Below are 21,481 nucleotides of genomic sequence, written 5' to 3'. Positions count from 1 at the left end.
CGGCACCCTTTTGACCCGGCCGATTGAGGGATTGTGCCGCGCTTGGACCGGCGCATCGCTTGACAGCTTTGCTCCGTTCTGTTTGTTAGCGTTAACAGCATCAGACAGCATGTGCTGTCAGCACCAGTGAGGACACTCATATGAGCACCAAAGTCGCAATCAACGGATTTGGACGCATTGGCCGCAACATCCTGCGTGCGATCATCGAATCCGGTCGCACCGATATCGAAGTCATCGCGATCAACGATCTGGGTCCGGTCGAGACCAACGCCCACCTGCTGCAATATGACAGTGTACATGGCCGCTTCCCGGTCGAGGTGAAAACCTCGGGAGACACAATCGACGTGGGTCGTGGGCCGATCAAGGTGACAGCGATCCGCAACCCGGCTGACCTGCCGTGGTCGGATGTGGATGTTGTTCTTGAATGTACCGGCATCTTCACCAGCAAAGAGGCGTGCCAGGCGCATCTTGAAAACGGTGCAAGCCGCGTGCTGATTTCCGCTCCCGGTAAGGATGCGGACAAAACCATCGTTTACGGTGTGAACCATGACAGCCTGACCGCCGATGACCTGATCGTGTCAAACGCGTCCTGCACCACCAACTGCCTGTCCCCGGTCGCATATGTGCTGAACAACGCCATCGGGATCGAGCGTGGGTTCATGACCACGATCCATTCCTACACTGGTGATCAGCCGACGCTGGACACGATGCACAAAGACCTCTACCGCGCCCGCGCCGCGGCACTAAGCATGATCCCGACCTCCACCGGGGCCGCCAAGGCCGTCGGTCTGGTGTTGCCGGAACTGAACGGCAAGCTGGATGGCGTGGCGATCCGGGTGCCCACGCCCAACGTGTCGGTGGTCGATCTGACCTTCACCGCTTCGCGCAACACGACGGTTGAAGAAATCAACGACGCGATCCGCGCCGCTGCTGATGGCCCGCTCAAGGGCATCCTCGGGTATACGGACAAGCCGCTGGTGTCGTCGGACTTCAACCACGATCCACATTCGTCGATCTTCCATATGGATCAGACCAAGGTCATGGACGGACACATGGTCCGTATCCTGAGCTGGTACGACAACGAATGGGGCTTCTCGAACCGCATGGCCGATACGGCTGTTGCGATGGGCAAGCTTATTTAATTGGAACTGGGCGCGCCGATGATCGGTGCGCCCAGCCTACGTTTGGCAAATTGATGCCGACGAAACGCACCGCGTTTGGTGCCTGCGGAACTTAATACCGCCCTTGGGAATTCCCTGTTCATGATCTGGAAAAGCCCGGATCGGAACAGGAGACACCATGACTGACACCGCTCTCAATCCCGCACAACCGCATCTTGATTCAGCAACTGAACCGGGGGCCAGCACCCCTAACGACCATCTGCGTGATCTCTACACACGTATTGTGGACGCAAAGGCCGGCTTCGACGTGATGGTTGAAAAGGCCGAGCCCGAATTTCGTGATGTGGCAACATCGTTTCGTGACATGCATGAACGTCATGCGTCCAAGATTGCCGAATTGCTGCATGGACATGTCGACAAAGATGGTTCTCTCATGGGCGCGGTTAACCGGGCCGTTGTGTCGATCCGTGCCCTGTTTGATGAAATAGATGAAGACATCATGGATCAGGTGCGCAACGGAGAGAAATGGGTTCTCGACGCGTTCCGTGAGGCCGAGGCCAATTGTGCCGCTCCTCATGAGGCACAATTGATCGCAATGCGGGCCGAGCTTGAAGACCTCTTGGACCGTACAGCGTATCTTGATTGATCAACGGGAACTATGGGGCCGGCGACCCTGCCCGACCCTTGCACGAGACGCAGGGCGGCCTTTCAGACCTGTCAGTTGTTCTGCAGCGCAGCATCCTTATCTTCAGAACTGTAGCTGGTAGCGCAAACAGTCTGCTGGCTCAGGACCATAAGCAAGGAAAGGACTGACCATGGCCCATCTTATGTCTTCCCTGTGGGACCGTCTTCAAAAGCGGGCCGCTTACAATCGCACAGTTCGGGAAATCCGGTCGATGCCGCTTGATGTGGCGCTGGATTTGAACATCTATCCCGGCGATGCGGAAAAGATCGCAGTCAAGGCCATTTACGGCCGCTGACCAACGACATCTTCGTTGACACAGGACACAGCCGCGCATCCTTGCGCGGCTTTTGTCATGTTTCGGGGCCGAATTTTTCGATCAGGGCCTGACGCACCGGCGCCGTGACGAACTTTGATACGTCCCCCCCCAACCGGGCGATTTCCTTGACCAGTTTGGAGGCAATCGCCTGATGTCTGGCCTCGGCCATGAGAAAGACAGTTTCGACGCTGTCATCCAGCGCGCGGTTCATCCCGACCATCTGGAATTCATACTCAAAATCCGCAACCGCGCGCAGTCCACGTACGATGATCGTGGCTTCCACATCGCGGGCGCAGTCGATCAGCAGGTTTTCGAACGGGTGCACAACGATCTCGATTCCCGTCTGTTCGGACAGAGACACACATTCGGCCTCGATCATGGCAACGCGTTCTTTAAGGTCGAACAACGGTCCCTTGTCGCGATTGATGGCAACGCCAATCACCAACCGATCCAGAAAGGCCGAAGCCCGTCGGATGATGTCGATATGGCCCATTGTGATCGGGTCGAATGTCCCGGGGTAAAGACCGATGCGCATGGGCAGTCTCCGGCAAGTCGTCACGTTTCCCCCTGTCTCGCATCAAAAGCGCAGGGAGTTCAAGCAGATGACTGTCTCGGGTCAGTGACCCATGATCATACCTTCCAGCGCGTTCCGCTCCATCGCCAGTTCCGTCAGGCGGGCTTTCACCACGTCACCGATGGTGATGAGGCCAACCAGTTTGCCATCCTCGACCACGGGCATGTGGCGGAATCGACCTTCGGTCATCTGGCTAAGGATGTGGTCGGCATCGTCATTGCGGCTGCAGGTCACGAGCTTCTGGGTCATGTAACTGTCGACACTGTCTGAAAGGCAGGACGCGCCCCGCGTGGCCAGTTCCCGCACGATGTCGCGTTCCGACAGAATGCCAAGGGCGGTCTCGGCATCGTCAGACACAACCACAGTACCGATGCGTTTCTCGGTCAATATCTTGGCCACGTCTGCGATACTGGTCCCGGTCTTTACGGTCACAACCGCATCTGTCGCCTTGCTTTTGAGAATGTGATGAACTTGCATGGTCTCTCCTCCGGTCCCTGTGCCCCTTCAGCGTCCTCACAGACCCGTGTTCTGTCAAGTGCCTGAAAGTAACGCCTCCAATCGCGCGACCTCGGCGCGCACGCCTTGGGCCAATGCAGTGGCGAACCGGGTGATCCGGTCAAGCCGGCGGTCTTCGGCATGGCGCACGAGATAGAAGCTGCGGGTGAACGACAGTGCGTCCGTCAGCACCCGCCGCACACCAGGAGCAAAGGGAAGCGCAAAATCATGGGCGATGCCGATGCCGCCGTGCTGGCGCAAGAGTTGCAATTGAACCGAGGCCGAATTCGACGCCAGTGCCACCCGTTCAAGGGCCAAATCACTGAGGTAATCCAGTTCCTTGTCGAAGATCATGTCGGGGATGTAGCCAACGATCCTGTGATCCTTCAGGTCCGCTACGGAACTGAGGGGTGGATGTGCAGAAAGATATGTATCGCTTGCCGCAAGATGCAGCTTGTAGTCGGTGATGCGCTGGTAGGACAGCCGCGATGCGGTGGGCGGACTGACGGTGATCGCCATATCCGCTTCACGGCGAGACAGGTTCACCACGCGTGGCAACGCGACGATCTGCAGGTCAAGGTCGGGGTTCGCCTTGGATAGATCGGCGAAAACCCGCGGCAGCACGAAATTTGCACAGCCATCCGGTGCTCCGATGCGGATCTGCCCGGTCAGAGTGCCCGCCTCACCCGTCAGGACAGAGCTTGCGCCCTGCATCGCTTGTTCCGCGCGTTCGGCGTGGTCGATCAGCCGGGTCCCCGCCTCGGTCAGGGTGTAGCCTTGCGGGCTCTTAATGAAAAGCGCCTGTCCTATGGCCTCTTCCAGCCGGGCCACCCGGCGGCCAACGGTGGCGGGATCCATGCGCAGCGCCCTGCCCGCCCCGGACAAGGTATCATGGCGCGCGACGGAGAGGAAAATTCGCAGGTCATCCCAACTCTGCACACCCTATCCTTTGCATTTTTGCAAAACGTATTTGGGATATTGCCCCTTTGATCCGCATTTTTGCAAGACTAAGATGCCGCCAACTAGACGAGGAGGATTCCATGCAAGAGTTGACCCATTACATTGGCGGCGAACACGTCAAAGGCACTTCGGGCCGTTTTGCCGATGTCTACAACCCCGCAACGGGCGAAGTTCAGGCCAAGGTGCCGCTGGCGTCCACGGACGAAATCGCCAAGGCCATCGAGATTGCCGCGAAGGCCCAGCCTGCATGGGCCGCAACCAACCCGCAGCGCCGTGCGCGCGTGATGATGGCCTTCGTGGGTCTGCTGAACCGCGACATGGACAAACTGGCCGAAGCCCTGAGCCGTGAGCACGGTAAAACCATCCCCGACGCCAAAGGCGACGTGCAGCGTGGTCTGGAAGTGGTGGAATACTGCATCGGCGCGCCGGAACTGCTCAAAGGTGAATACACCGACAGCGCGGGTCCCGGCATCGACATGTATTCCATGAAGCAACCGCTGGGCGTGACGGCGGGCATCACCCCGTTCAACTTCCCGGCGATGATCCCGATGTGGATGTTTGCCCCGGCGCTGGCCTGCGGCAACGCGTTTATCCTCAAGCCGTCCGAGCGGGACCCGTCGGTGCCGCTGATGCTGGCGGAACTGATGGAAGAAGCCGGTCTGCCGAAAGGCGTGTTGCAGGTGGTGAACGGTGACAAGGAAGCGGTGGATGCGCTGCTCCATCACCCCGTTGTGCAGAGCATCGGCTTTGTCGGCTCGACCCCGATCGCGGAATACATTTATGGAACCGGCTGCGCCAACGGCAAGCGCGTGCAGTGTTTCGGTGGTGCCAAGAACCACATGATCATCATGCCGGATGCCGATATGGATCAGGCCGCTGACGCGCTGATCGGTGCAGGCTACGGTGCTGCGGGCGAACGCTGCATGGCGATCTCGGTTGCTGTTCCTGTCGGCCATGAAACCGCAGATCGGCTGATCGAAAAGCTGGTGCCGCGCATCGAGAAGCTCAAGGTTGGGCCCTACACGGCAGGCAATGATGTGGATTACGGCCCCGTCGTGACAGCCGCAGCCAAGCAAAACATCCTTGGCCTGATCCAGTCGGGCGTCGATCAGGGCGCAAAGCTGGTCGTTGATGGCCGCGATTTCAGCCTTCAGGGCTATGAAAACGGGTTCTTCGTCGGACCGCATCTGTTCGACCACGTGACCCCGGACATGGACATCTACAAGAAAGAGATCTTCGGCCCGGTTCTGTCGACTGTACGCGCAGGCTCGTATGAAGAAGCCATCAAGCTGGCGATGGACCATGAATATGGCAACGGCACCGCGATCTTCACCCGCGACGGTGACGCGGCGCGTGATTTCGCCAACCGGATCAACATCGGCATGGTGGGCATCAACGTTCCGATCCCGGTGCCGCTGGCCTATCACACCTTCGGCGGATGGAAGAAATCCGTCTTCGGCGATCTCAACCAGCATGGCCCGGATGCGTTCAAGTTCTACACACGGACCAAGACAGTGACCTCGCGCTGGCCGTCAGGCATCAAGGAAGGTGGCGAATTCAACTTCAAAGCCATGGATTGATTGGCATAAAGATTAACAGCATAAAGGGCGGGCTAATCCGCCCTTTTTTTCGTTTGAGGCCATGTGTCCATAACCGTTCAGATCATCGCCGACCAAAATCTGGTTTACGTGAGATATACCGGCGCGATGCTGGTTGACGAGACAGCAGCCGCTTTGGGCGAGTTCGCAAAGCACCCCTTGGCGGGTCCGGGGCTGCGGCATCTGGTGGATCTGACCCGGTTGACCGACATCGACCGTGACTACGCAAAGTTCATGGAGATTCAGGCCAAGAAGGTCGAGACCATGGCGGGTCATGGTGTCGAAACCTTCATGGTGTACCTGGCAAATACTCCAATCGGGTTACACGCCGCGAATATGGGCAAGAACGGGTGGACGCCGGAAAGCGGCGTTGTCGCTATCGTCGTCGAGAACGAAGATCACGCGCTTGTCGCCTTGGGTTTGCCTTTCGACAGCATCTCGCAGATGCTCGAGAGATGTGATGCGCAGAGCGTGTGACGGCCTGATATCAATCTCGTTGATTTGAACACAATTTCCCTGACAGTAGGGGCTTCCTTGTTCCTTTGATCATTGGGAGCCTATGCCAGCCGAGTTTCACATCCTACCCGAGCATAATCTGGTTTACGTGCAGTACAGCGGTCTCATGCTGGTTGAGGACAGTCTGAAAGCGTTTGGTGCCTATGCCAGACATCCTGACGCCCGGCCCGGCCAACGCCATCTGATCGACCTGAGCCGGATCACCGACATGGAGCGGGATTTTGCGCGGGTGATGCAGTTGCAGGCGACCAAAGGCGCGGATCTCGCGATGCGCGAGACCGAGACACTTATGGTCTATTTCGCCAACACGCCCGTTTCGCTCAAGGCGGCGGCGTTGGCCAAGAACGGCTGGTCCGCCAGCCAGGGCGTGATCGCGATTGTCCAGGAAACCGAAGAGGCCGCGCTGTCGGCACTTGGCCTCGCGGCGACTTCGATCGAGGCCATCTTGAGCCCGGTCCTGCGCCAGACCCGCTAACGCGGAAAGGTCAGGTTCCCTGAAGACACCGTACCAAGCACTGAAATCATGGTTGTGATGCGGTGTGCGTCCAGCGGATTGGCTGTCCCGGCGGGCAAGGTGATGACATCGCCATAGTGAATGCCGGTGTTGCTGACGACATCCGTACTAAGGCGATAATTCTTGCCATTGGCAACGCTGAACGCGGATTGGACGTCCCGTATTGCTTGGCGCGGGTTAAAGATGGCGCTGGCCACGGCACCGGCAGCGCGGGTCTGAACGGCAAGATAATTGGCCTGCCACATGTTGCGCGATGCGATGATCGCGACACCCGGAGCATTGAAGGTGACAAACGGCAGACCCATCCGCGACCCCACCACCTGCGCGACAGCGCCGCCCAGCGAATGCCCCGTCACGTAGACCGGGCCATGTGCGCTGACCCCAGATGCAATGGCTTCGCCAATGGGGTACATGGCAGTATTCATGCCCAGTGTCAGCTGCGCATCCTCCACCAGATCCGAGGCATTGTCGGTCCCACGAAACGCCACCACGAACACGCTGCCATCCGTATAGATGACGGTGCGCAGACCGGAATTCGGTTCATACATGGGATCGGCTGCAGTCCAACGCGGGACGGTTGGATTGGTGTCATAAGCCCCGCTCGACATCCGGGCATAGTCAATAATTGTCGGCATCTGAAAATCCTCGTCTGCAATAATGCGAACGAACTTACTCTGTTTTCAGGAAAGCATGAGTCTTTTTTCAAACAGACTGTCTGTCTGCCGACATAAAGGGCGCAGCAACAGGTTTTGCCTTTTGCCGATCTTGCCGTCATCTTGGCAGGATCAAAGACAGGGAGGTGCGTCATGCGGGAACCGGCATTCAGCATTGGGATCGAAGAGGAATACCTGCTGGTGGATCTCGACAGCATGGCGCTGGCTCAGGCCCCGGATGGGTTGATGGAGGCCTGCGCGGCCGAGCTTGAAAAGCAGGTCAGCCCAGAATTCCTGCAATGTCAGATCGAGATCGGCACCAAGGTCTGCGCCGATATCAACGACGCGCGTGAAGACCTCAAGCGGTTGCGCAGCACCGTGGCGCGCTGCGCCAAGGCGTATAACCTTGCGCCGATCGCGGCCTCCTGCCATCCGTTTGGGGATTGGAAGAACCAGCACCACACCAACAAGGACCGCTACAATGCGCTTCAGGATGCATTGGGTGGCGTGGTCCGCCGGATGCTGATCTGCGGCATGCATGTGCATGTGGGGCTGGACGACGATGCCCTGCGGGCTGATCTGATGGGGCAGATGGCGTATTTCCTGCCGCATCTGCTGGCGATGTCCACCTCCTCGCCGTTCTGGCAGGGTGAAGATACCGGGCTCGCGTCGTACCGGATTTCGGTTTTCGACAACCTGCCCCGCACCGGCTTGCCGCCCACCTTTGACAATTGGTCGGAATATGAACGCTCGGTTCAGGTATTGGTCGATCTGGGCGTGATCGAGGACAGCTCCAAGATCTGGTGGGACCTGCGCCCGTCGCATTCATTTCCCACGCTTGAGACCCGCATCATGGATGTGCAGCCCCGGCTGGAGGACACGCTGACGCTGGCGGCGATCAACCAGTGCCTGATGCGGATGTTGTGGCGGCTGCGGGTGCGCAACCAGCGCTGGCGTCGCTATGATCCGTTCCTGATCAGTGAAAACCGCTGGCGCGCGCAACGCTATGGGGTGAGCGATGGACTGATCGACTTTGGCCGCGGTGAGATCGTGCCGATGGCGGAGTTGACGGAAGAGCTGATCTCGCTCGTTGAGGAGGACGCAGGCATTCTTCGGTGTCACCGCGAGTTGGAGCACAGCCGCGAGATTGTCGCCCACGGCAATGCCACAACCCGGCAACGTGCTGTGGTGGCCGAGGCGAAGGCGGCAGGCAAAGACGCGGATGGCCAGATGCAAGCCGTTGTCAGCCATCTGGTCGAAGCCTTCCACGAGGGGCTTTGACCTTTTGCAAAAGTCCTGAAACAGTTAGCAATTAAACACTCGTTCAATTCACGAATCCAACGGGAGGAGCGGCGCGATGGATTTTGCCCTCACAGAAGAACAATCCGCCATTTTCGACATGGCTTACGCCTTTGGTCAGGACCATATCGCGCCCCATGCCCGCGACTGGGAAGCACAGGGCACGATCCCGAAAGACCTGTGGCCTCAGCTTGGGGAATTGGGCTTTGCGGGGCTCTACGTGTCAGAGGAGAGCGGCGGTTCTGGCCTCAGCCGGTTGGATGCAACGCTGGTCTTCGAGGCGCTGTCGATGGCCTGCCCGTCTGTCGCGGCGTTTTTGTCGATTCACAATATGTGCGCCAAGATGATCGACGCCTTTTCCAGCGACGAGATGAAGGCGCGCGTGCTGCCCAAGGCGATGACGATGGAAACCGTGCTGAGTTACTGCCTCACCGAGCCGGGCAGCGGTTCGGACGCAGCGGCGCTGAAAACACGCGCCGAGCGCACCAACGAGGGCTATACGCTCAATGGCACCAAAGCGTTTATCTCGGGCGGTGGCTATTCCGATCTTTACGTCGCGATGGTCCGTACGGGCGAAGATGGGCCCAAGGGTGTGTCGGCGGTTCTGATCGAGGATGGGACACCGGGGCTGAGTTTTGGCGGGCTTGAGGACAAGATGGGCTGGCGGTCGCAACCCACACGGCAGGTCCAGTTCGACGATTGCAAGATCCCGGCCGAAAACCTGCTGGGCGAAGAAGGCCAAGGGTTCAAATACGCGATGGCCGGTCTGGATGGCGGGCGGCTGAACATCGCTGCCTGCTCGCTTGGAGCCGCCCAAACCGGGCTGACCTCGACCCTCGCCTACATGGCCGAGCGCAAGGCGTTCGGGAAATCCATCGACCAGTTCCAGGCGCTGCAGTTCCGCCTTGCGGATATGGAGATCGAGTTGCAGGCCGCGCGCACCTTCCTGCGTCAGGCGGCGTGGAAGCTCGACACCGGCTCACCGGATGCCACCAAGTTCTGCGCGATGGCCAAGAAGTTCGTCACCGAGACGGGGTCCAAGGTGGTGGATCAATGTCTGCAATTGCACGGTGGCTATGGTTATCTGGCGGATTACGGGATTGAAAAACTGGTCCGCGACCTGCGCGTCCATCAGATCCTCGAAGGCACCAATGAAATCATGCGCCTGATCGTGGCACGTCAGATGTTGGCGCGTTGACCCTCTGGCTTCTTTGGGCTCGAAATACCTCGGGGGAGTCCGCCAGTGGCGGACGGGGGCAGCACCCCCTACCCCCTCACAAGATACGCGAAAGCAGACGGATATGACCGACATCGACATTCGCAAAGACGGCCATGCCGGCCGCATCACTCTGAACCGCCCTAAGGCGCTGAACGCGCTCACTTACGAGATGTGTCTTGCCATCGAGGATGCGCTTTGGGAGTGGCGGGCTGATCCGACGATCAAGTTGGCCCTGATTGATGCTGTGGGCGACAAGGCGTTTTGCGCTGGCGGCGACATTGCCGAGAGGTATGCGACGGGGACCGCTGGTGACTACGCCTATGGCCAGCGCTTCTGGCGCGACGAATACCGGATGAATGCGCTGGTTTCCGAATACCCCAAACCGGTGGTGAGCTTTCTTCAGGGCTTCACCATGGGTGGTGGCGTTGGCGTCGGCTGCCACGGTTCGCATCGTGTGGTGGGCGACAGTTCCAAGATTGCCATGCCGGAGTGCGGGATCGGTCTGATCCCCGATGTCGGCGGGTCCTACCTGTTGGCCCATGCACCCGGGCATCTGGGGGAATACCTTGGCATGACCACGGATCGAATGGGACCGGGCGACGCGATCCATGTCGGGTTCGCCGATCTGTATGTCCCAGAAGACAAGTGGCAGGGCATCAAGGCCCATCTCTGTGCTGACGGCGATCTGGCCGCGCTGGCTACGGCGGCCCGCCCTGCGCCGGACGCACCGCTGAAAGAGGCGCAGGCACAGATCGACGCGCTGTTTGGCGGTGGGTCCTTGGGCGAGATTGTGGACACACTCCGCGCAGACACCAGCAGGTTTGCGCAAGACGCGCTGGCCAGATTGAGCCGCAGCGCACCTCTGTCGCTGGCTTGCACGGTCGCGATCCTGCATCAACTGCGGGCAGAACAAGGCGACTTGAGACAGGCGTTGCAGTTGGAGTACCGCTTCACCTCGCGGTCGATGGAACATGGGGATTTCATCGAAGGCATTCGCGCGGCGATCATCGACAAAGACAAATCCCCAAAATGGTCCCATGATCTTGACCGGGTTTCGGACAGTGACGTGGCAGCCATGTTGCGCCCGGTGGAGGGCACAGAAGTGACATTCGAACGGAGGAGCGAGGCATGAAGATCGGGTTTATCGGACTGGGCAATATGGGTGCGCCGATGGCGGCCAATTTGGCCAAGGCGGCGCATGATGTAGTCGGCTATGACATGGCGACCGTTGCGGTGGACGGTGTCACAAATGCGGCCACTGCCGCAGAGGCCGCAAAGGGTGCAGACGTGGTGATCACCATGTTGCCCAATGGCGAGATCCTGCGCGCGGTGGCCGCACAGGTCATCCCGGTGATGCGCAAAGGTGCCGTGCTGCTGGATTGCTCGACCGTCGATGTGAACAGCGCACGCGCCGTTGCCGCCGACGCGGAAGCCGCTGGATTGCTGCCTCTGGACGCGCCGGTGTCGGGCGGCATTGGCGGCGCTGCGGCAGGCACTTTGACCTTCATGGTGGGCGGATCGGATGAGGCGTATCAGACCGCCCTGCCCCTGTTGGAAACAATGGGGCAGAAATCTGTCCATTGTGGCCCTTCCGGGAACGGTCAGGCTGCCAAGATCTGCAACAACATGATCCTTGGCGTGACCATGATAGCCACCTGTGAGGCCTTTGCCTTGGCTGACAAACTGGGTCTGGACCGTCAGGCGATGTTCGATGTGGTCAGCACCTCGTCGGGCTACAGCTGGTCGATGAATGCCTATTGCCCGGCCCCCGGCATTGGCCCCAAAAGCCCAGCAGATAACGGGTATACCCCAGGTTTTGCAGCGGAATTGATGCTGAAAGACCTGCGCTTGAGTCAGCAAGCAGCAGATGCCTCCGACGCGGATACACCGCTTGGACAAGCCGCAACCGAACTCTACCGGCGGTTCGTCGAAAAGGAGGACGGCAAAGGCCGAGACTTCTCTGCGATGCTGCCCCGGTTCGAAAAGCGCGGACGCGGGTAGCTGCCTTAATTATCGAAAGATAGTTAATTGTGGCTAAAGAATTGCCAAAAAGTTAACGAGTTCGCTACAAAAGATCGCCGCCGTTCCCTGGCAAAACAAGTCCCAGACTTGGACCACGGGAAGGCGGCGCTTCGATGCCCATTGCTCAGGAATTGCCGATTGATCTCCGCGCGACAGCGCTTGAGATGGCGAATACGATTTTTGGCGCTGGCATCACGGTCAACAGCGCGTCTTACTCTGGCGGGTGGCGCTCTTCTGGTATCTACACCAATGGCGACACGGTCTCTCCGGGCGTCACACCCGGCGATACCGGCGTCATCCTGTCGACCGGCAATGCAAGCGATTTCACCAACAATTCAGGCACTACCAACACCAACGAGGTTGCCGACCGCAGCACAAACACGTCGGGTGCCAACGGCGACCCGGATTTCGAAGCGATTGCGGCCGGTCCCACCTATGATGCCTCATTTCTCGAAGTTGACTTCACGCCCACCGGCGACACTCTGACCCTCAGCTTTGTCATCGCCTCTGAGGAATACCCAGAGTTTATCAATTCCGCGTTTCTTGACGTGGTCGGCATCTGGGTGAATGGCACACAGGCCTCGGTCAGCGTGGGGGACGGTCAGGTTTCTGTCGGCAATATCAATGGCAGCCAGACACCCAACCTATATCAGGACAACACAGCAGATCAGTTCAACACCGAAATGGACGGGTTCACCATCACCTTGAAGGTTACGGCCCCGGTTAATGTCGGTGTGTCGAACACCATCAAGATCGGCGTGGCCGATGTCTCGGACACGGACTATGACACCAATCTCCTGATCGCTGGCGGCTCTGCGCAGACCGCGCTGATCGCCGGCGACGACTCAGTGAATGTTGGGTTGAGCAGCTCCAAGACATTCGACGTTCTGGGCAACGACACGGCGAGCGGCGGGACGTTGACGATCACCCATGTGAACGGCATCGCGGTGACCGTAGGCAGCTCGATCACGCTGACATCTGGTGCAACCGTCATCCTGAACGCGGACGGCACATTTACAGTGTTGTCCGATGCAGATGCGGAAACTGTGTATTTCACCTACACGGTCGAGGATGGGCTTGGTACAAGCGATATCGGCATCGTGCAGGTCAACCAGATGCCGTGTTTTGTTGCAGGCACGCTTATCGACACGCCCAGCGGTGCCGTCCCTGTCGAGGACCTGCGCCCGGGCGATCTGGTGCTGACTTTAGACAACGGCCCACAGCCTATCCGTTGGGCCGGTTCCCGCGCGATCGAGGCAAGGGACAATTTTGCCCCGATCCGCATTTGTGCGGGCAGCTACGGCGCCGAGGCGGATGTGCTCTTGTCCCCGCAGCACCGGGTCTTGGTATGTGATGTCTGGGCGGAATTGTTGTTCGGTGAATCCGAAGTGTTGGTGAAGGCCAAGGATCTGGTAAACGGCAAGACCGTGCGCCGCGAAGAAAGTGGCGAACGCGTCACCTACGTGCATCTGCTCCTCGATCAGCACAACATACTGACGTCGCATGGGCTGTTGTCCGAAAGCTACCTGCCCGGCCCGATGATGCGCCACACGTTTCCCGAAGATTCCTGCGCCGAGATCATCACGCTGTTCCCCGAACTGGCCGATATCGACTCGGCGGGATGGGAAGCGGTGCGGCCAATCCTGAAAACCTACGAGGCGGAGGCCCTTAGGGCCCGCGCCGCCTAAACGGTTATTCCGCCGCGAGGTGCTTTTTCGCGCTGAGCATCGGCTTGAGGTAGCGCCCGGTATGAGATGCCGTGACCTCGGCCACTTCCTCGGGTGTTCCGGTCGCAACGATCTGGCCGCCGCCATCCCCACCTTCGGGACCAATGTCGATCAACCAGTCGGCGGTCTTGATCACATCCAGGTTGTGTTCGATCACGATCACCGAATTGCCTTGGTCGACAAGTTCATGCAGAACTTCAAGAAGCTTGCGTACATCCTCGAAATGTAAGCCAGTTGTTGGCTCGTCTAGTATATACAGCGTGCGTCCGGTGGACCGTTTCGCAAGCTCCTTCGACAGCTTCACGCGCTGTGCCTCACCACCCGAGAGCGTGGTCGCCTGTTGGCCCACCTTGATATAGCCCAGACCCACACGCACCAGTGCGTCCATCTTTTCGCGGATGCTTGGCACCGCCTTGAAGAACTCCTGCGCGTCTTCGACCGTCATGTCGAGAACGTCGGCAATGCTCTTGCCCTTGAACTTGATCTCCAACGTTTCGCGGTTGTAGCGTGCGCCTTTGCAGGTTTCGCATGTCACGTAGACATCGGGCAGGAAGTGCATCTCGATCTTGATGACGCCGTCGCCCTGACACGCCTCGCAACGTCCGCCTTTTACGTTGAAGCTGAAGCGCCCCGGCTTATAGCCGCGCGCCTTGGCTTCGGGCAGACCGGCGAACCAGTCGCGGATCGGGGTGAACGCGCCGGTATAGGTCGCGGGGTTGGAGCGCGGTGTGCGGCCAATCGGGCGCTGGTCGATGTCGATCACCTTGTCCAGATGTTCGAGTCCCTTGATCGTCTCGCAGGGCGCGGGTGTCTGGCGCGCGCCGTTAAGGCGCATGGAGGCGGTTTTGAACAGGGTCTCAATGGTCAGCGTCGACTTGCCACCACCGGAGACACCGGTGACACAAACGAACTTGCCCAGTGGGAAATCAGCCGTAACCTCGCGGAGATTGTTGCCGGTCGCCTTGACCACCTGGATCGACTTGCCCTTCTTGCCCGTGCGCCGCTCCGCAGGAACGGCAATTTCGCGTGCGCCACTGAGATACTGGCCGGTCAGGGACGCTGGATCGTCGGCCACCTCTTTCGGAGTGCCATGCGACACGACACGCCCGCCATGCACACCGGCCCCGGGGCCGATGTCGAAGACGTAATCCGCCTCGCGGATCGCCTCTTCGTCATGTTCGACCACGATCACCGTATTGCCTTGATCCCGCAGGGATTTCAGCGTTCCAAGCAGCCGGTCATTGTCGCGCTGGTGCAGGCCGATGGAGGGTTCGTCCAGCACATAGAGCACCCCAGTCAGGCCAGAGCCGATCTGGCTGGCCAGACGAATGCGCTGGCTTTCGCCGCCCGACAGAGTGCCGGCATTGCGCGACAGCGTCAGGTATTCGAGACCCACATTGTTCAGGAAGCCCAGACGTTCGCGGATTTCCTTCAGGATGGCCTTGGCGATTTCGTTCTTCTGGTTGGTCAGGTGATCAGGCACCGTCTTGCACCAGTCAAACGCGTCCTTGATGGACATCTGAACCACCTGCCCCACGTGCAGACCGGCAATCTTGACTGCCAGCGCCTCTTCCCGCAGGCGGTAGCCGCCGCAGGTGCCGCAGGACCGGTTGTTCTGGTAGCGTTCGAACTCTTCTCGAATCCAGCTCGAATCGGTCTCGCGGTAGCGGCGTTCCATATTCGGGATGACGCCTTCGAAGGTGCGGGTCACCTGGTAGACGCGACCGCCTTCGTCATAGCGGAACGGGATTTCCTCTTCGCCCGAGCCATAGAGGAAGACCTGCTGGATATGCGGATCAAGGTCTTTCCAGCGGGAGTTCTTGTTGAACTCGTAGTGTTTCGCGAGCGATTCAATGGTCTGCAGAAAATACGGCGACTTCCCCTTGCGCCACGGGGCCAGCGCACCATCGGCAATCTTGAGAGTGGCATCGGGCACCACCAGTCGTTCATCAAAGAACAGTTCAACGCCAAGGCCGTCACAGTCGGGGCAAGCGCCAAACGGTGCGTTGAACGAGAACAGGCGCGGTTCAATCTCGGAAATGGTGAAGCCACTGACGGGACAGGCGAATTTTTCCGAGAACGTGTGCCGTTCCGGTTCACCTTCGCTGGGTGCTGTTTCGAGGATCGCAATCCCATCCGCCAGATCCAGCGCGGTGCGGAAGCTGTCGGCAAGCCGGGTTTCCAGCCCTTCTTTTACCACCAGACGGTCGACAACCACGTCGATGTCATGGCGGAACTTCTTGTCGAGCGTGGGCGGCTCATCCAATTCGTAGAACTGTCCGTCCACCTTCACGCGCTGGAAGCCCTGCTTGCGCAGTTCCAGAAATTCCTTGCGGTACTCGCCTTTGCGGTCACGCACAATGGGTGCCAGAAGATAGGCGCGCGTGCCCTCGTCCATCGCCATGACACGGTCCACCATGTCCTGAACCTGCTGCGCCTCGATGGGCAGGCCGGTGGCGGGGCTGTAGGGCGTACCGACCCGTGCAAACAGCAGGCGCATGTAGTCGTAGATCTCGGTCACCGTGCCGACGGTCGAGCGTGGGTTCTTCGACGTGGTCTTCTGTTCGATGGAGATCGCCGGGCTGAGGCCGGAGATGTGATCCACATCCGGCTTTTCCATCATATCAAGGAACTGCCGCGCATAGGCAGAGAGCGATTCCACATACCGGCGCTGGCCCTCGGCGTAGATCGTATCGAACGCCAAAGACGATTTGCCCGACCCCGACAGGCCTGTGATCACCACAAGCTGATCGCGTGGGATGTCCACGTCGATGTTCTTGAGATTGTGCTCGCGTGCGCCACGCACTTCGATGTGCTTCAATTCGGCCATGTGGTCCCCCGATACGGATTGTTAACACATAGTGGGTCGTCAAGAATTCTCCAATCGAAAAGTGAGAACATTATGCGAACATGCGTCTCGTATCACTACGGCACAATAATACTGCGCTCTCAAAGAAAGAATGGCACCGCCGCGCGGGATCGGAGTCGCTGATATCTATATTCAACAGAATTACGTTGGCGTAGCGTTCCTGTTTGGAAGGGGCGCTCACGACAGCGGCCTGATCAAGTTCCAAGGGGACCAAACATTATGACTTCACTCACCGAGATCAAAGGGATCGGACCGGCACTCGCCAAACGGCTTGAGGCGGCTGGTATTGCTGATTGCGATGCGCTTTCAGCAGCGGATCCTGTCGCGCTGGCTTCCATTCCGGGTGTCACCGAAGCCCGTATGGCCACGTGGAAAAAGGCGATTGCCGAGATGGGTGCTAACGTCGCCTCAGGCAGCCCGGCCAAGGCGGCGACCCCGTCAGAGACACCAATGGCCAAAGGGGACGCCAAGACACCCGTCGTGGTCGCTTTGCCGACCGCCGCTCTTCCCGAGGTCGAAGCGACGGAGAGCGCAGACACGCCCGCACCGAAAAAGACGAAAGCCAAGAAGACCAAGGCGAAAGACGAGCCCAAGGCGAAAAAGAAGAAGGACGGGTCAAAGACCAAAGCGGCAAAAGACAGCGACAAGACCGCCTCGAAGTCAAAGGCGTCCGACAAGAAGAAAACCAAAAAGAAAAAGGCGTCTGCTGACGAAAAGCCCGGAAAAACCAAGAAAAAAGCGGACAAGAAAAAGAAATCTGATGCCAAAGCCAAAAGCGCCAAGACCAAGAAAAAGAAGACCAAGGCAGCCTGATCTGATCTGACCTATTCCACTCCGGAACAAACGGACCGGGCCTGCATGTCGCGGGCCCGGTTTTTTGTGTTTGGTCCTTGGCGAGATGGCTCAGCGGTAGAGCAGCGACACCCCGTTGTGGAACACATGCACCTTGTCCGGTGATGCGCCCAGCCGGACGGATTTGCCGCGAAGATCGGCGTGGATGCCCGGCAGTTTGCCGATCACCGCGTCCGCATCGCCCTGCTTTTCGAAATAAAGCAGCGTCACCTCGCCCAAGGCTTCGGTGATGTTCACCTTGCCTTCGAAGATGTAATCGCCATCCGTTTCGAGGAAATCCTCGGGCCGCACCCCGACATTGACCTTGAGGCCCATATCTGCATCGGTGGTCGGGTAATCCGACACCGCCGTGCCGCCGCCATCCATCTTGATCGTGGTCTGCGCCCCGGTGCCCACGATTTCGCCCGGAAGCAGGTTCATCGACGGCGAGCCGATGAACTGCGCCACAAATTCGCTGTTGGGTCGTTCATACAGCTCCAGCGGCGCCCCGACCTGCGCGATCCCCTTGTTGGCCAAAACGACAATGCGGGAGGCAAGTGTCATCGCTTCGACCTGATCATGGGTCACGTAGATCATCGTGCTTTCGGGCATCTGTTCCTTGAGTTGCGCAATCTCGATCCGGGTGGCGACGCGCAGCGCCGCATCGAGGTTCGAGAGCGGTTCATCGAACAGATAAACCTTGGGGTCGCGGACGATCGACCGGCCAATCGCCACACGCTGACGCTGACCGCCAGACAGGGCCTTGGGCAGTCGGTCGAGATACTGGTCCAATTGCAGCATCTTGGCCGCGCGGTTCACCGCGGCATCAATCTCTGACTGCGGCTTCTTGGCGATCTTGAGAGCAAAGCTCATGTTCTCGCGCACCGTCATGTGTGGATAAAGCGCATAGGACTGGAACACCATGGCAATGCCGCGCATCGCGGGCGGCATGTCATTGACCACCTGCCCGTCGATTTCGAGCGTGCCGCCGGTGATCTTTTCCAGTCCGGCGATCATCCGCAGCAGCGTGGACTTGCCACAGCCTGATGGGCCGACAAAGACAATCAGCTCACCTTGCTTGATGTCGAGGTTGATGTTCTTGAGCACGTTGACCGCGCCGGCATACGTCTTTTCGACATCCGTCAGCTTTAAATTGGCCATGACTGTCCCTCCCTAACCCTGTCTCTTTCAGGAATTCATTTTCAGCGCGAGGCACGGTTGCCACGGGCCAAGATGCAATTTGCCATCCGCCTGTGGTCCGGCACTCCCCAGTTCCAGACCGATCTGCGCCCAGTTGCCCGTCGGCATTGCAATCGTGGCGGGCTGGTCGCTCAGGTTGAAGGCACAGAAAATCGTCGCGCCATCATGGCTGCGGGTGAAATGCACGATGGTGCCCGTGCTTTTCACGCCATCATGCTCGCCCTTGGCAAGCGCGGGCTGCGCGTGACGGAAGGCGATGGCGCGGCGGTAATGGTGCAGGATCGCCGCCGGATCGTCTTCTTGATGCGCGACGGTGTGGTGCAAGTGCTCGTGGCTGACCGGAAGCCAAGGCTGGCCGGATGTGAAGCCGCCATTCTGGTTCGACGGCTCCCAGACCATCGGCGTGCGGCAGCCATCGCGGCCCTTGTATTCCGGCCAGAACTGGATGCCGTAGGGGTCCTGCAGATCCTCGAACCCGACCTCGGCTTCGGGCAGACCCAACTCTTCGCCCTGATAGATGCAGACCGATCCGCGCAGGCACATCATCAGCGTCGCAAAGAGGCGCTGTGCGGCGGGTGACAGGTTCCAGCGCGAGGCGTGGCGCGTCACGTCGTGGTTCGAAAACGCCCAGCAGGCCCAGCCGTCCGACGCCACCTCGTCGACCTGCCCCAACACTTCGACAAACCGGTCGGCGGTCGGCTCTACCCCCGAAAGGAATTCGAACGCGTAGCACATGTGCACGCGGTTTTCGCCACGGGTATATTCACCCATGATTTCGAGCCCGCGCTGCGCGTCACCCACTTCGCCCACGGATGTGGTGCCGTTGTATTCATCAAGCAGCGCACGGAACCGCTCCAGGAAGGCTAGGTTTTCGGGCTGGTTCTTGGAATAAAGGTGTTCCTGATGGTTATACGGGTTCACCGACGGCGCGATATTGGCGTTGCGTTTTTCCTTGGGCAGTCCCGGATTGCTGCGCAATTCCTTGTCGTGGAAATAGAAGTTGATCGTATCGAGGCGGAAGCCATCGACACCGCGATCCAGCCAGAACCGCGTCACATCCAGAAGTGCCTGCTGCACATCCGGGTTGTGGAAGTTCAGGTCGGGCTGCGAGGTCAGGAAGTTGTGCAGATAATACTGCTCGCGTCGCGCATCCCATTGCCAGGCCGACCCGCCGAAGATCGACAGCCAGTTGTTGGGCGGCGTGCCATCGTCCTTTGGGTCGGACCAGACATACCAATCCGCTTTTTCATTGTCGCGGCTCGACCGGCTGAGCTGAAACCACGGATGCTGGTCCGAGGTGTGCGACAGCACGAGGTCAATCATCACCCGGATGCCCAAGCGGTGCGCCGTTTGCACGAGCACGTCGAAATCGGCCAGCGATCCGAACATCGGGTCAACGTCGCAATAATCGCTGACGTCGTAGCCAAAGTCCTTCATCGGCGAGGTGAAGAACGGGCTGATCCAGATCGCATCCACGCCAAGCGACGCCACATAAGGCAGCCGCTGCGCGATCCCCAGAAGATCCCCGACGCCATCGCCATTGCTGTCCTGAAAGCTGCGCGGATAGATCTGGTAGATCACCGCACCGCGCCACCAGTCATTGTCTACGGCTGTGTTTTCTGCGGCCAGAGTGTTTGCCACGTTCATCGTCCTGTTTTCCTTGCATCCGCACCCGCAGATGCGTTGTGAGAATTGGCCCCGCCGCTTGGGCGGGACGCGTTATTTTACCGATCCGGCCAGCAGGCCGCGCACGAGGTATTTCTGCATCGCGAAGAACACCAGAAGCGGCACCGCGATGGATACAAAAGCTGCCGTGGCAAGGATTTCCCAATTGCCGCCGCGTGTGCCCAGAAGTTCGACGATCTGGTTGGTCATCACCGTGGTCTGACCTGTCGCGTCGATCAGGAACACCTTGGCCACCAGCAGGTCATTCCATGTCCACAGGAACTGGAAGATCGCAAAGCTGGCCAGTGCCGGGAAGGACAGCGGCAGGATGATCTTGGTGAAGATCTGGAACTCGGTCGCCCCATCCACGCGGGCGTTTTCGATGATGTCCCGTGGAAGACCGACCATGTAGTTGCGTAAGAGATAGATCGCCAAGGGTAGACCGAACCCCGTATGGGCCAGCCATGTGCCGAGGTAGCCTTTGCCGATGCCGATCCCCAAATGCAGCTTCAGGAGCGGGATCAGCGCCAGTTGCAGCGGCACGACCAGCAAGCCGACCACGATGGCGATCAGCAGCGCCCGGCCCGGGAAATCCATCCAAGCCAGCGCGTAGGCCGCGAACGCCGCCACCACGATCGGAATGATGGTCGCCGGAATGGTCACGGTCAGAGTGTTGAAGAACGCCTTGGCCATGCTGTCGGTCGCGTTTCCGGACAGGAGAACCTGCTCGTAGTTTTCCAGCGTGAAATCCGGCGGCAGTTCGGCGGTCACGAAGATCCGCTGCCCCCTGTTGCCTTCCATCTGAACCGGGCTTTCCAGCCGGTAATCGCCATTGGCCTGCACAGTGATCCGCTCACCATCGCGCAGCTCGGCCGTGTCACCCGGTGCATAGGCGCCGACATCACGGGACGAGGTGCCCCATGCAGACATGTCGATGTCCTCAGACAGGTCTTCGCCTGTGAACAGATTGCCCTCGATCACGTAGACCCCATCGACCAGAGTCTGCGTATCGGGATCAGCAGTGCGCAGGGTGAGGCTTTGTTCCGTGGGGAACAGCGCCTTCCACCAGCCCGATGTCGCAATCTGGTCCGCCGTGCGGAAGGACGACACGAAGAGGCCGACCGTGGGGAAAAGCCAGAGCGCCACCAGCAGAGCGACTGAGATGTGGACCGCCCATGTGAGCGAGGATTTGGTACCTGCAATATTGTCCATGCTCC

At 59.3% G+C, this 21,481-nt stretch carries 20 protein-coding genes; 12 read left to right on the top strand and 8 right to left on the bottom strand.

Annotated elements, in window-relative coordinates:
• Positions 1–140 precede the first annotated feature (140 nt).
• From gap to JJ869_RS02815, 3 genes are all read left to right on the top strand, one after another.
• Complete coding sequence (gene gap / locus JJ869_RS02825) at positions 141–1,142, top strand: type I glyceraldehyde-3-phosphate dehydrogenase (RefSeq protein ID WP_292264461.1); 1,002 nt, start codon at positions 141–143, stop codon at positions 1,140–1,142.
• A 157-nt stretch (positions 1,143–1,299) separates the two neighbouring features.
• Positions 1,300–1,767, top strand: a complete 468-nt coding sequence (locus JJ869_RS02820) for a DUF2383 domain-containing protein (protein ID WP_292264460.1) — start codon at positions 1,300–1,302, stop codon at positions 1,765–1,767.
• 169 nt (positions 1,768–1,936) lie between these two features.
• Positions 1,937–2,101, top strand: a complete 165-nt coding sequence (locus JJ869_RS02815) for a hypothetical protein (protein WP_292264459.1) — start codon at positions 1,937–1,939, stop codon at positions 2,099–2,101.
• Positions 2,102–2,156: 55 nt separating this feature from the next.
• On the opposite strand, the gene coaD is transcribed toward JJ869_RS02815, so the two are convergent.
• From coaD to JJ869_RS02800, 3 genes are all read right to left on the bottom strand, one after another.
• Positions 2,157–2,657: a pantetheine-phosphate adenylyltransferase gene (gene coaD, locus JJ869_RS02810; protein WP_292264458.1), complete on the bottom strand. Its 501-nt coding sequence runs from the start codon at positions 2,655–2,657 to the stop codon at positions 2,157–2,159.
• An 81-nt stretch (positions 2,658–2,738) separates the two neighbouring features.
• A complete protein-coding gene (locus JJ869_RS02805) occupies positions 2,739–3,173 on the bottom strand; it encodes a CBS domain-containing protein (RefSeq protein ID WP_292264457.1) in 435 nt (144 codons plus the stop codon).
• 54 nt (positions 3,174–3,227) lie between these two features.
• Positions 3,228–4,130, bottom strand: coding sequence for a LysR family transcriptional regulator (locus JJ869_RS02800; protein WP_292264456.1), 903 nt, complete (start codon positions 4,128–4,130; stop codon positions 3,228–3,230).
• Positions 4,131–4,231: 101 nt separating this feature from the next.
• Here JJ869_RS02800 and JJ869_RS02795 point away from each other — a divergent pair, with 101 nt between their 5' ends.
• The 3 genes from JJ869_RS02795 (at position 4,232) to JJ869_RS02785 (ending at position 6,740) form a co-directional block, all read left to right on the top strand.
• Positions 4,232–5,731 (top strand): CoA-acylating methylmalonate-semialdehyde dehydrogenase, encoded by a 1,500-nt coding sequence (locus tag JJ869_RS02795; RefSeq protein ID WP_292264455.1) that lies wholly within the window; start codon positions 4,232–4,234, stop codon positions 5,729–5,731.
• 63 nt (positions 5,732–5,794) lie between these two features.
• Positions 5,795–6,226: a hypothetical protein gene (locus JJ869_RS02790; protein ID WP_292264454.1), complete on the top strand. Its 432-nt coding sequence runs from the start codon at positions 5,795–5,797 to the stop codon at positions 6,224–6,226.
• A gap of 82 nt (positions 6,227–6,308) precedes the next feature.
• A complete protein-coding gene (locus tag JJ869_RS02785) occupies positions 6,309–6,740 on the top strand; it encodes a hypothetical protein (RefSeq protein ID WP_292264453.1) in 432 nt (143 codons plus the stop codon).
• Here the strand turns inward: JJ869_RS02785 and JJ869_RS02780 are convergent.
• The gene (locus tag JJ869_RS02780; RefSeq protein WP_292264452.1) at positions 6,737–7,414 is read right to left on the bottom strand and encodes a hypothetical protein; all 678 of its coding nucleotides are present in this window, start codon (positions 7,412–7,414) and stop codon (positions 6,737–6,739) included. The genes JJ869_RS02785 and JJ869_RS02780 overlap by 4 nt on opposite strands.
• A 171-nt stretch (positions 7,415–7,585) precedes the next feature.
• On the opposite strand from JJ869_RS02780, the gene JJ869_RS02775 reads away from it, so the two are divergent.
• From JJ869_RS02775 to JJ869_RS02755, 5 genes are all read left to right on the top strand, one after another.
• Positions 7,586–8,713: a carboxylate-amine ligase gene (locus tag JJ869_RS02775; RefSeq protein WP_292264451.1), complete on the top strand. Its 1,128-nt coding sequence runs from the start codon at positions 7,586–7,588 to the stop codon at positions 8,711–8,713.
• A 76-nt stretch (positions 8,714–8,789) separates the two neighbouring features.
• Positions 8,790–9,929: an acyl-CoA dehydrogenase family protein gene (locus JJ869_RS02770; RefSeq protein ID WP_292264450.1), complete on the top strand. Its 1,140-nt coding sequence runs from the start codon at positions 8,790–8,792 to the stop codon at positions 9,927–9,929.
• Between the two features lie 103 nt (positions 9,930–10,032).
• Positions 10,033–11,082 carry an enoyl-CoA hydratase/isomerase family protein gene (locus tag JJ869_RS02765; RefSeq protein ID WP_292264449.1) on the top strand — a complete coding sequence of 350 codons (1,050 nt, stop codon included), beginning with the start codon at positions 10,033–10,035 and terminating at the stop codon, positions 11,080–11,082.
• Positions 11,079–11,951: a 3-hydroxyisobutyrate dehydrogenase gene (gene mmsB / locus JJ869_RS02760; RefSeq protein WP_292264448.1), complete on the top strand. Its 873-nt coding sequence runs from the start codon at positions 11,079–11,081 to the stop codon at positions 11,949–11,951. Before JJ869_RS02765 ends, mmsB begins: the two co-directional genes overlap by 4 nt.
• A 134-nt stretch (positions 11,952–12,085) precedes the next feature.
• Positions 12,086–13,660, top strand: coding sequence for a Hint domain-containing protein (locus JJ869_RS02755; RefSeq protein ID WP_292264447.1), 1,575 nt, complete (start codon positions 12,086–12,088; stop codon positions 13,658–13,660).
• Positions 13,661–13,664: 4 nt separating this feature from the next.
• On the opposite strand, the gene uvrA is transcribed toward JJ869_RS02755, so the two are convergent.
• Entirely contained in the window at positions 13,665–16,529 is a 2,865-nt protein-coding gene (gene uvrA / locus JJ869_RS02750; protein WP_292264446.1) for an excinuclease ABC subunit UvrA, read from the bottom strand.
• Positions 16,530–16,787: 258 nt separating this feature from the next.
• Between uvrA and JJ869_RS02745 the strand changes: the two genes are divergently transcribed.
• Positions 16,788–17,381: a helix-hairpin-helix domain-containing protein gene (locus tag JJ869_RS02745; protein WP_292264445.1), complete on the top strand. Its 594-nt coding sequence runs from the start codon at positions 16,788–16,790 to the stop codon at positions 17,379–17,381.
• Between the two features lie 90 nt (positions 17,382–17,471).
• On the opposite strand, the gene ugpC is transcribed toward JJ869_RS02745, so the two are convergent.
• The 3 genes from ugpC to JJ869_RS02730 all read right to left on the bottom strand — a co-directional run bounded on the left by ugpC (position 17,472) and on the right by JJ869_RS02730 (position 21,476).
• Positions 17,472–18,560: a sn-glycerol-3-phosphate ABC transporter ATP-binding protein UgpC gene (gene ugpC / locus JJ869_RS02740; protein ID WP_292264444.1), complete on the bottom strand. Its 1,089-nt coding sequence runs from the start codon at positions 18,558–18,560 to the stop codon at positions 17,472–17,474.
• A gap of 27 nt (positions 18,561–18,587) precedes the next feature.
• The gene (locus JJ869_RS02735) at positions 18,588–20,240 is read right to left on the bottom strand and encodes an alpha-amylase family glycosyl hydrolase (protein WP_292264443.1); all 1,653 of its coding nucleotides are present in this window, start codon (positions 20,238–20,240) and stop codon (positions 18,588–18,590) included.
• Positions 20,241–20,318: 78 nt separating this feature from the next.
• Positions 20,319–21,476 (bottom strand): carbohydrate ABC transporter permease, encoded by a 1,158-nt coding sequence (locus tag JJ869_RS02730; protein ID WP_292264442.1) that lies wholly within the window; start codon positions 21,474–21,476, stop codon positions 20,319–20,321.
• Positions 21,477–21,481 lie beyond the last annotated feature (5 nt).

This window comes from Marivita sp. (assembly GCF_017643905.1).
Taxonomy (GTDB): domain Bacteria; phylum Pseudomonadota; class Alphaproteobacteria; order Rhodobacterales; family Rhodobacteraceae; genus Marivita.
Note: the sequence above shows the minus strand (reverse complement) of the source record. Positions and strands in the feature narration are given on the sequence as shown.

What these genes read in the sequence shown, in the direction of transcription:
- gap (WP_292264461.1), top strand. Translation starts at nt 141, where the DNA reads ATGAGCACCAAAGTCGCAATCAACGGATTTGGACGCATTGGCCGCAAC.
- JJ869_RS02820 (WP_292264460.1), top strand. Translation starts at nt 1,300, where the DNA reads ATGACTGACACCGCTCTCAATCCCGCACAACCGCATCTTGATTCAGCA.
- JJ869_RS02815 (WP_292264459.1), top strand. Translation starts at nt 1,937, where the DNA reads ATGGCCCATCTTATGTCTTCCCTGTGGGACCGTCTTCAAAAGCGGGCC.
- coaD (WP_292264458.1), bottom strand. Translation starts at nt 2,657, where the DNA reads ATGCGCATCGGTCTTTACCCCGGGACATTCGACCCGATCACAATGGGC.
- JJ869_RS02805 (WP_292264457.1), bottom strand. Translation starts at nt 3,173, where the DNA reads ATGCAAGTTCATCACATTCTCAAAAGCAAGGCGACAGATGCGGTTGTG.
- JJ869_RS02795 (WP_292264455.1), top strand. Translation starts at nt 4,232, where the DNA reads ATGCAAGAGTTGACCCATTACATTGGCGGCGAACACGTCAAAGGCACT.
- JJ869_RS02785 (WP_292264453.1), top strand. Translation starts at nt 6,309, where the DNA reads ATGCCAGCCGAGTTTCACATCCTACCCGAGCATAATCTGGTTTACGTG.
- JJ869_RS02780 (WP_292264452.1), bottom strand. Translation starts at nt 7,414, where the DNA reads ATGCCGACAATTATTGACTATGCCCGGATGTCGAGCGGGGCTTATGAC.
- JJ869_RS02775 (WP_292264451.1), top strand. Translation starts at nt 7,586, where the DNA reads ATGCGGGAACCGGCATTCAGCATTGGGATCGAAGAGGAATACCTGCTG.
- JJ869_RS02770 (WP_292264450.1), top strand. Translation starts at nt 8,790, where the DNA reads ATGGATTTTGCCCTCACAGAAGAACAATCCGCCATTTTCGACATGGCT.
- JJ869_RS02765 (WP_292264449.1), top strand. Translation starts at nt 10,033, where the DNA reads ATGACCGACATCGACATTCGCAAAGACGGCCATGCCGGCCGCATCACT.
- mmsB (WP_292264448.1), top strand. Translation starts at nt 11,079, where the DNA reads ATGAAGATCGGGTTTATCGGACTGGGCAATATGGGTGCGCCGATGGCG.
- JJ869_RS02755 (WP_292264447.1), top strand. Translation starts at nt 12,086, where the DNA reads ATGCCCATTGCTCAGGAATTGCCGATTGATCTCCGCGCGACAGCGCTT.
- uvrA (WP_292264446.1), bottom strand. Translation starts at nt 16,529, where the DNA reads ATGGCCGAATTGAAGCACATCGAAGTGCGTGGCGCACGCGAGCACAAT.
- JJ869_RS02745 (WP_292264445.1), top strand. Translation starts at nt 16,788, where the DNA reads ATGACTTCACTCACCGAGATCAAAGGGATCGGACCGGCACTCGCCAAA.
- ugpC (WP_292264444.1), bottom strand. Translation starts at nt 18,560, where the DNA reads ATGGCCAATTTAAAGCTGACGGATGTCGAAAAGACGTATGCCGGCGCG.
- JJ869_RS02730 (WP_292264442.1), bottom strand. Translation starts at nt 21,476, where the DNA reads ATGGACAATATTGCAGGTACCAAATCCTCGCTCACATGGGCGGTCCAC.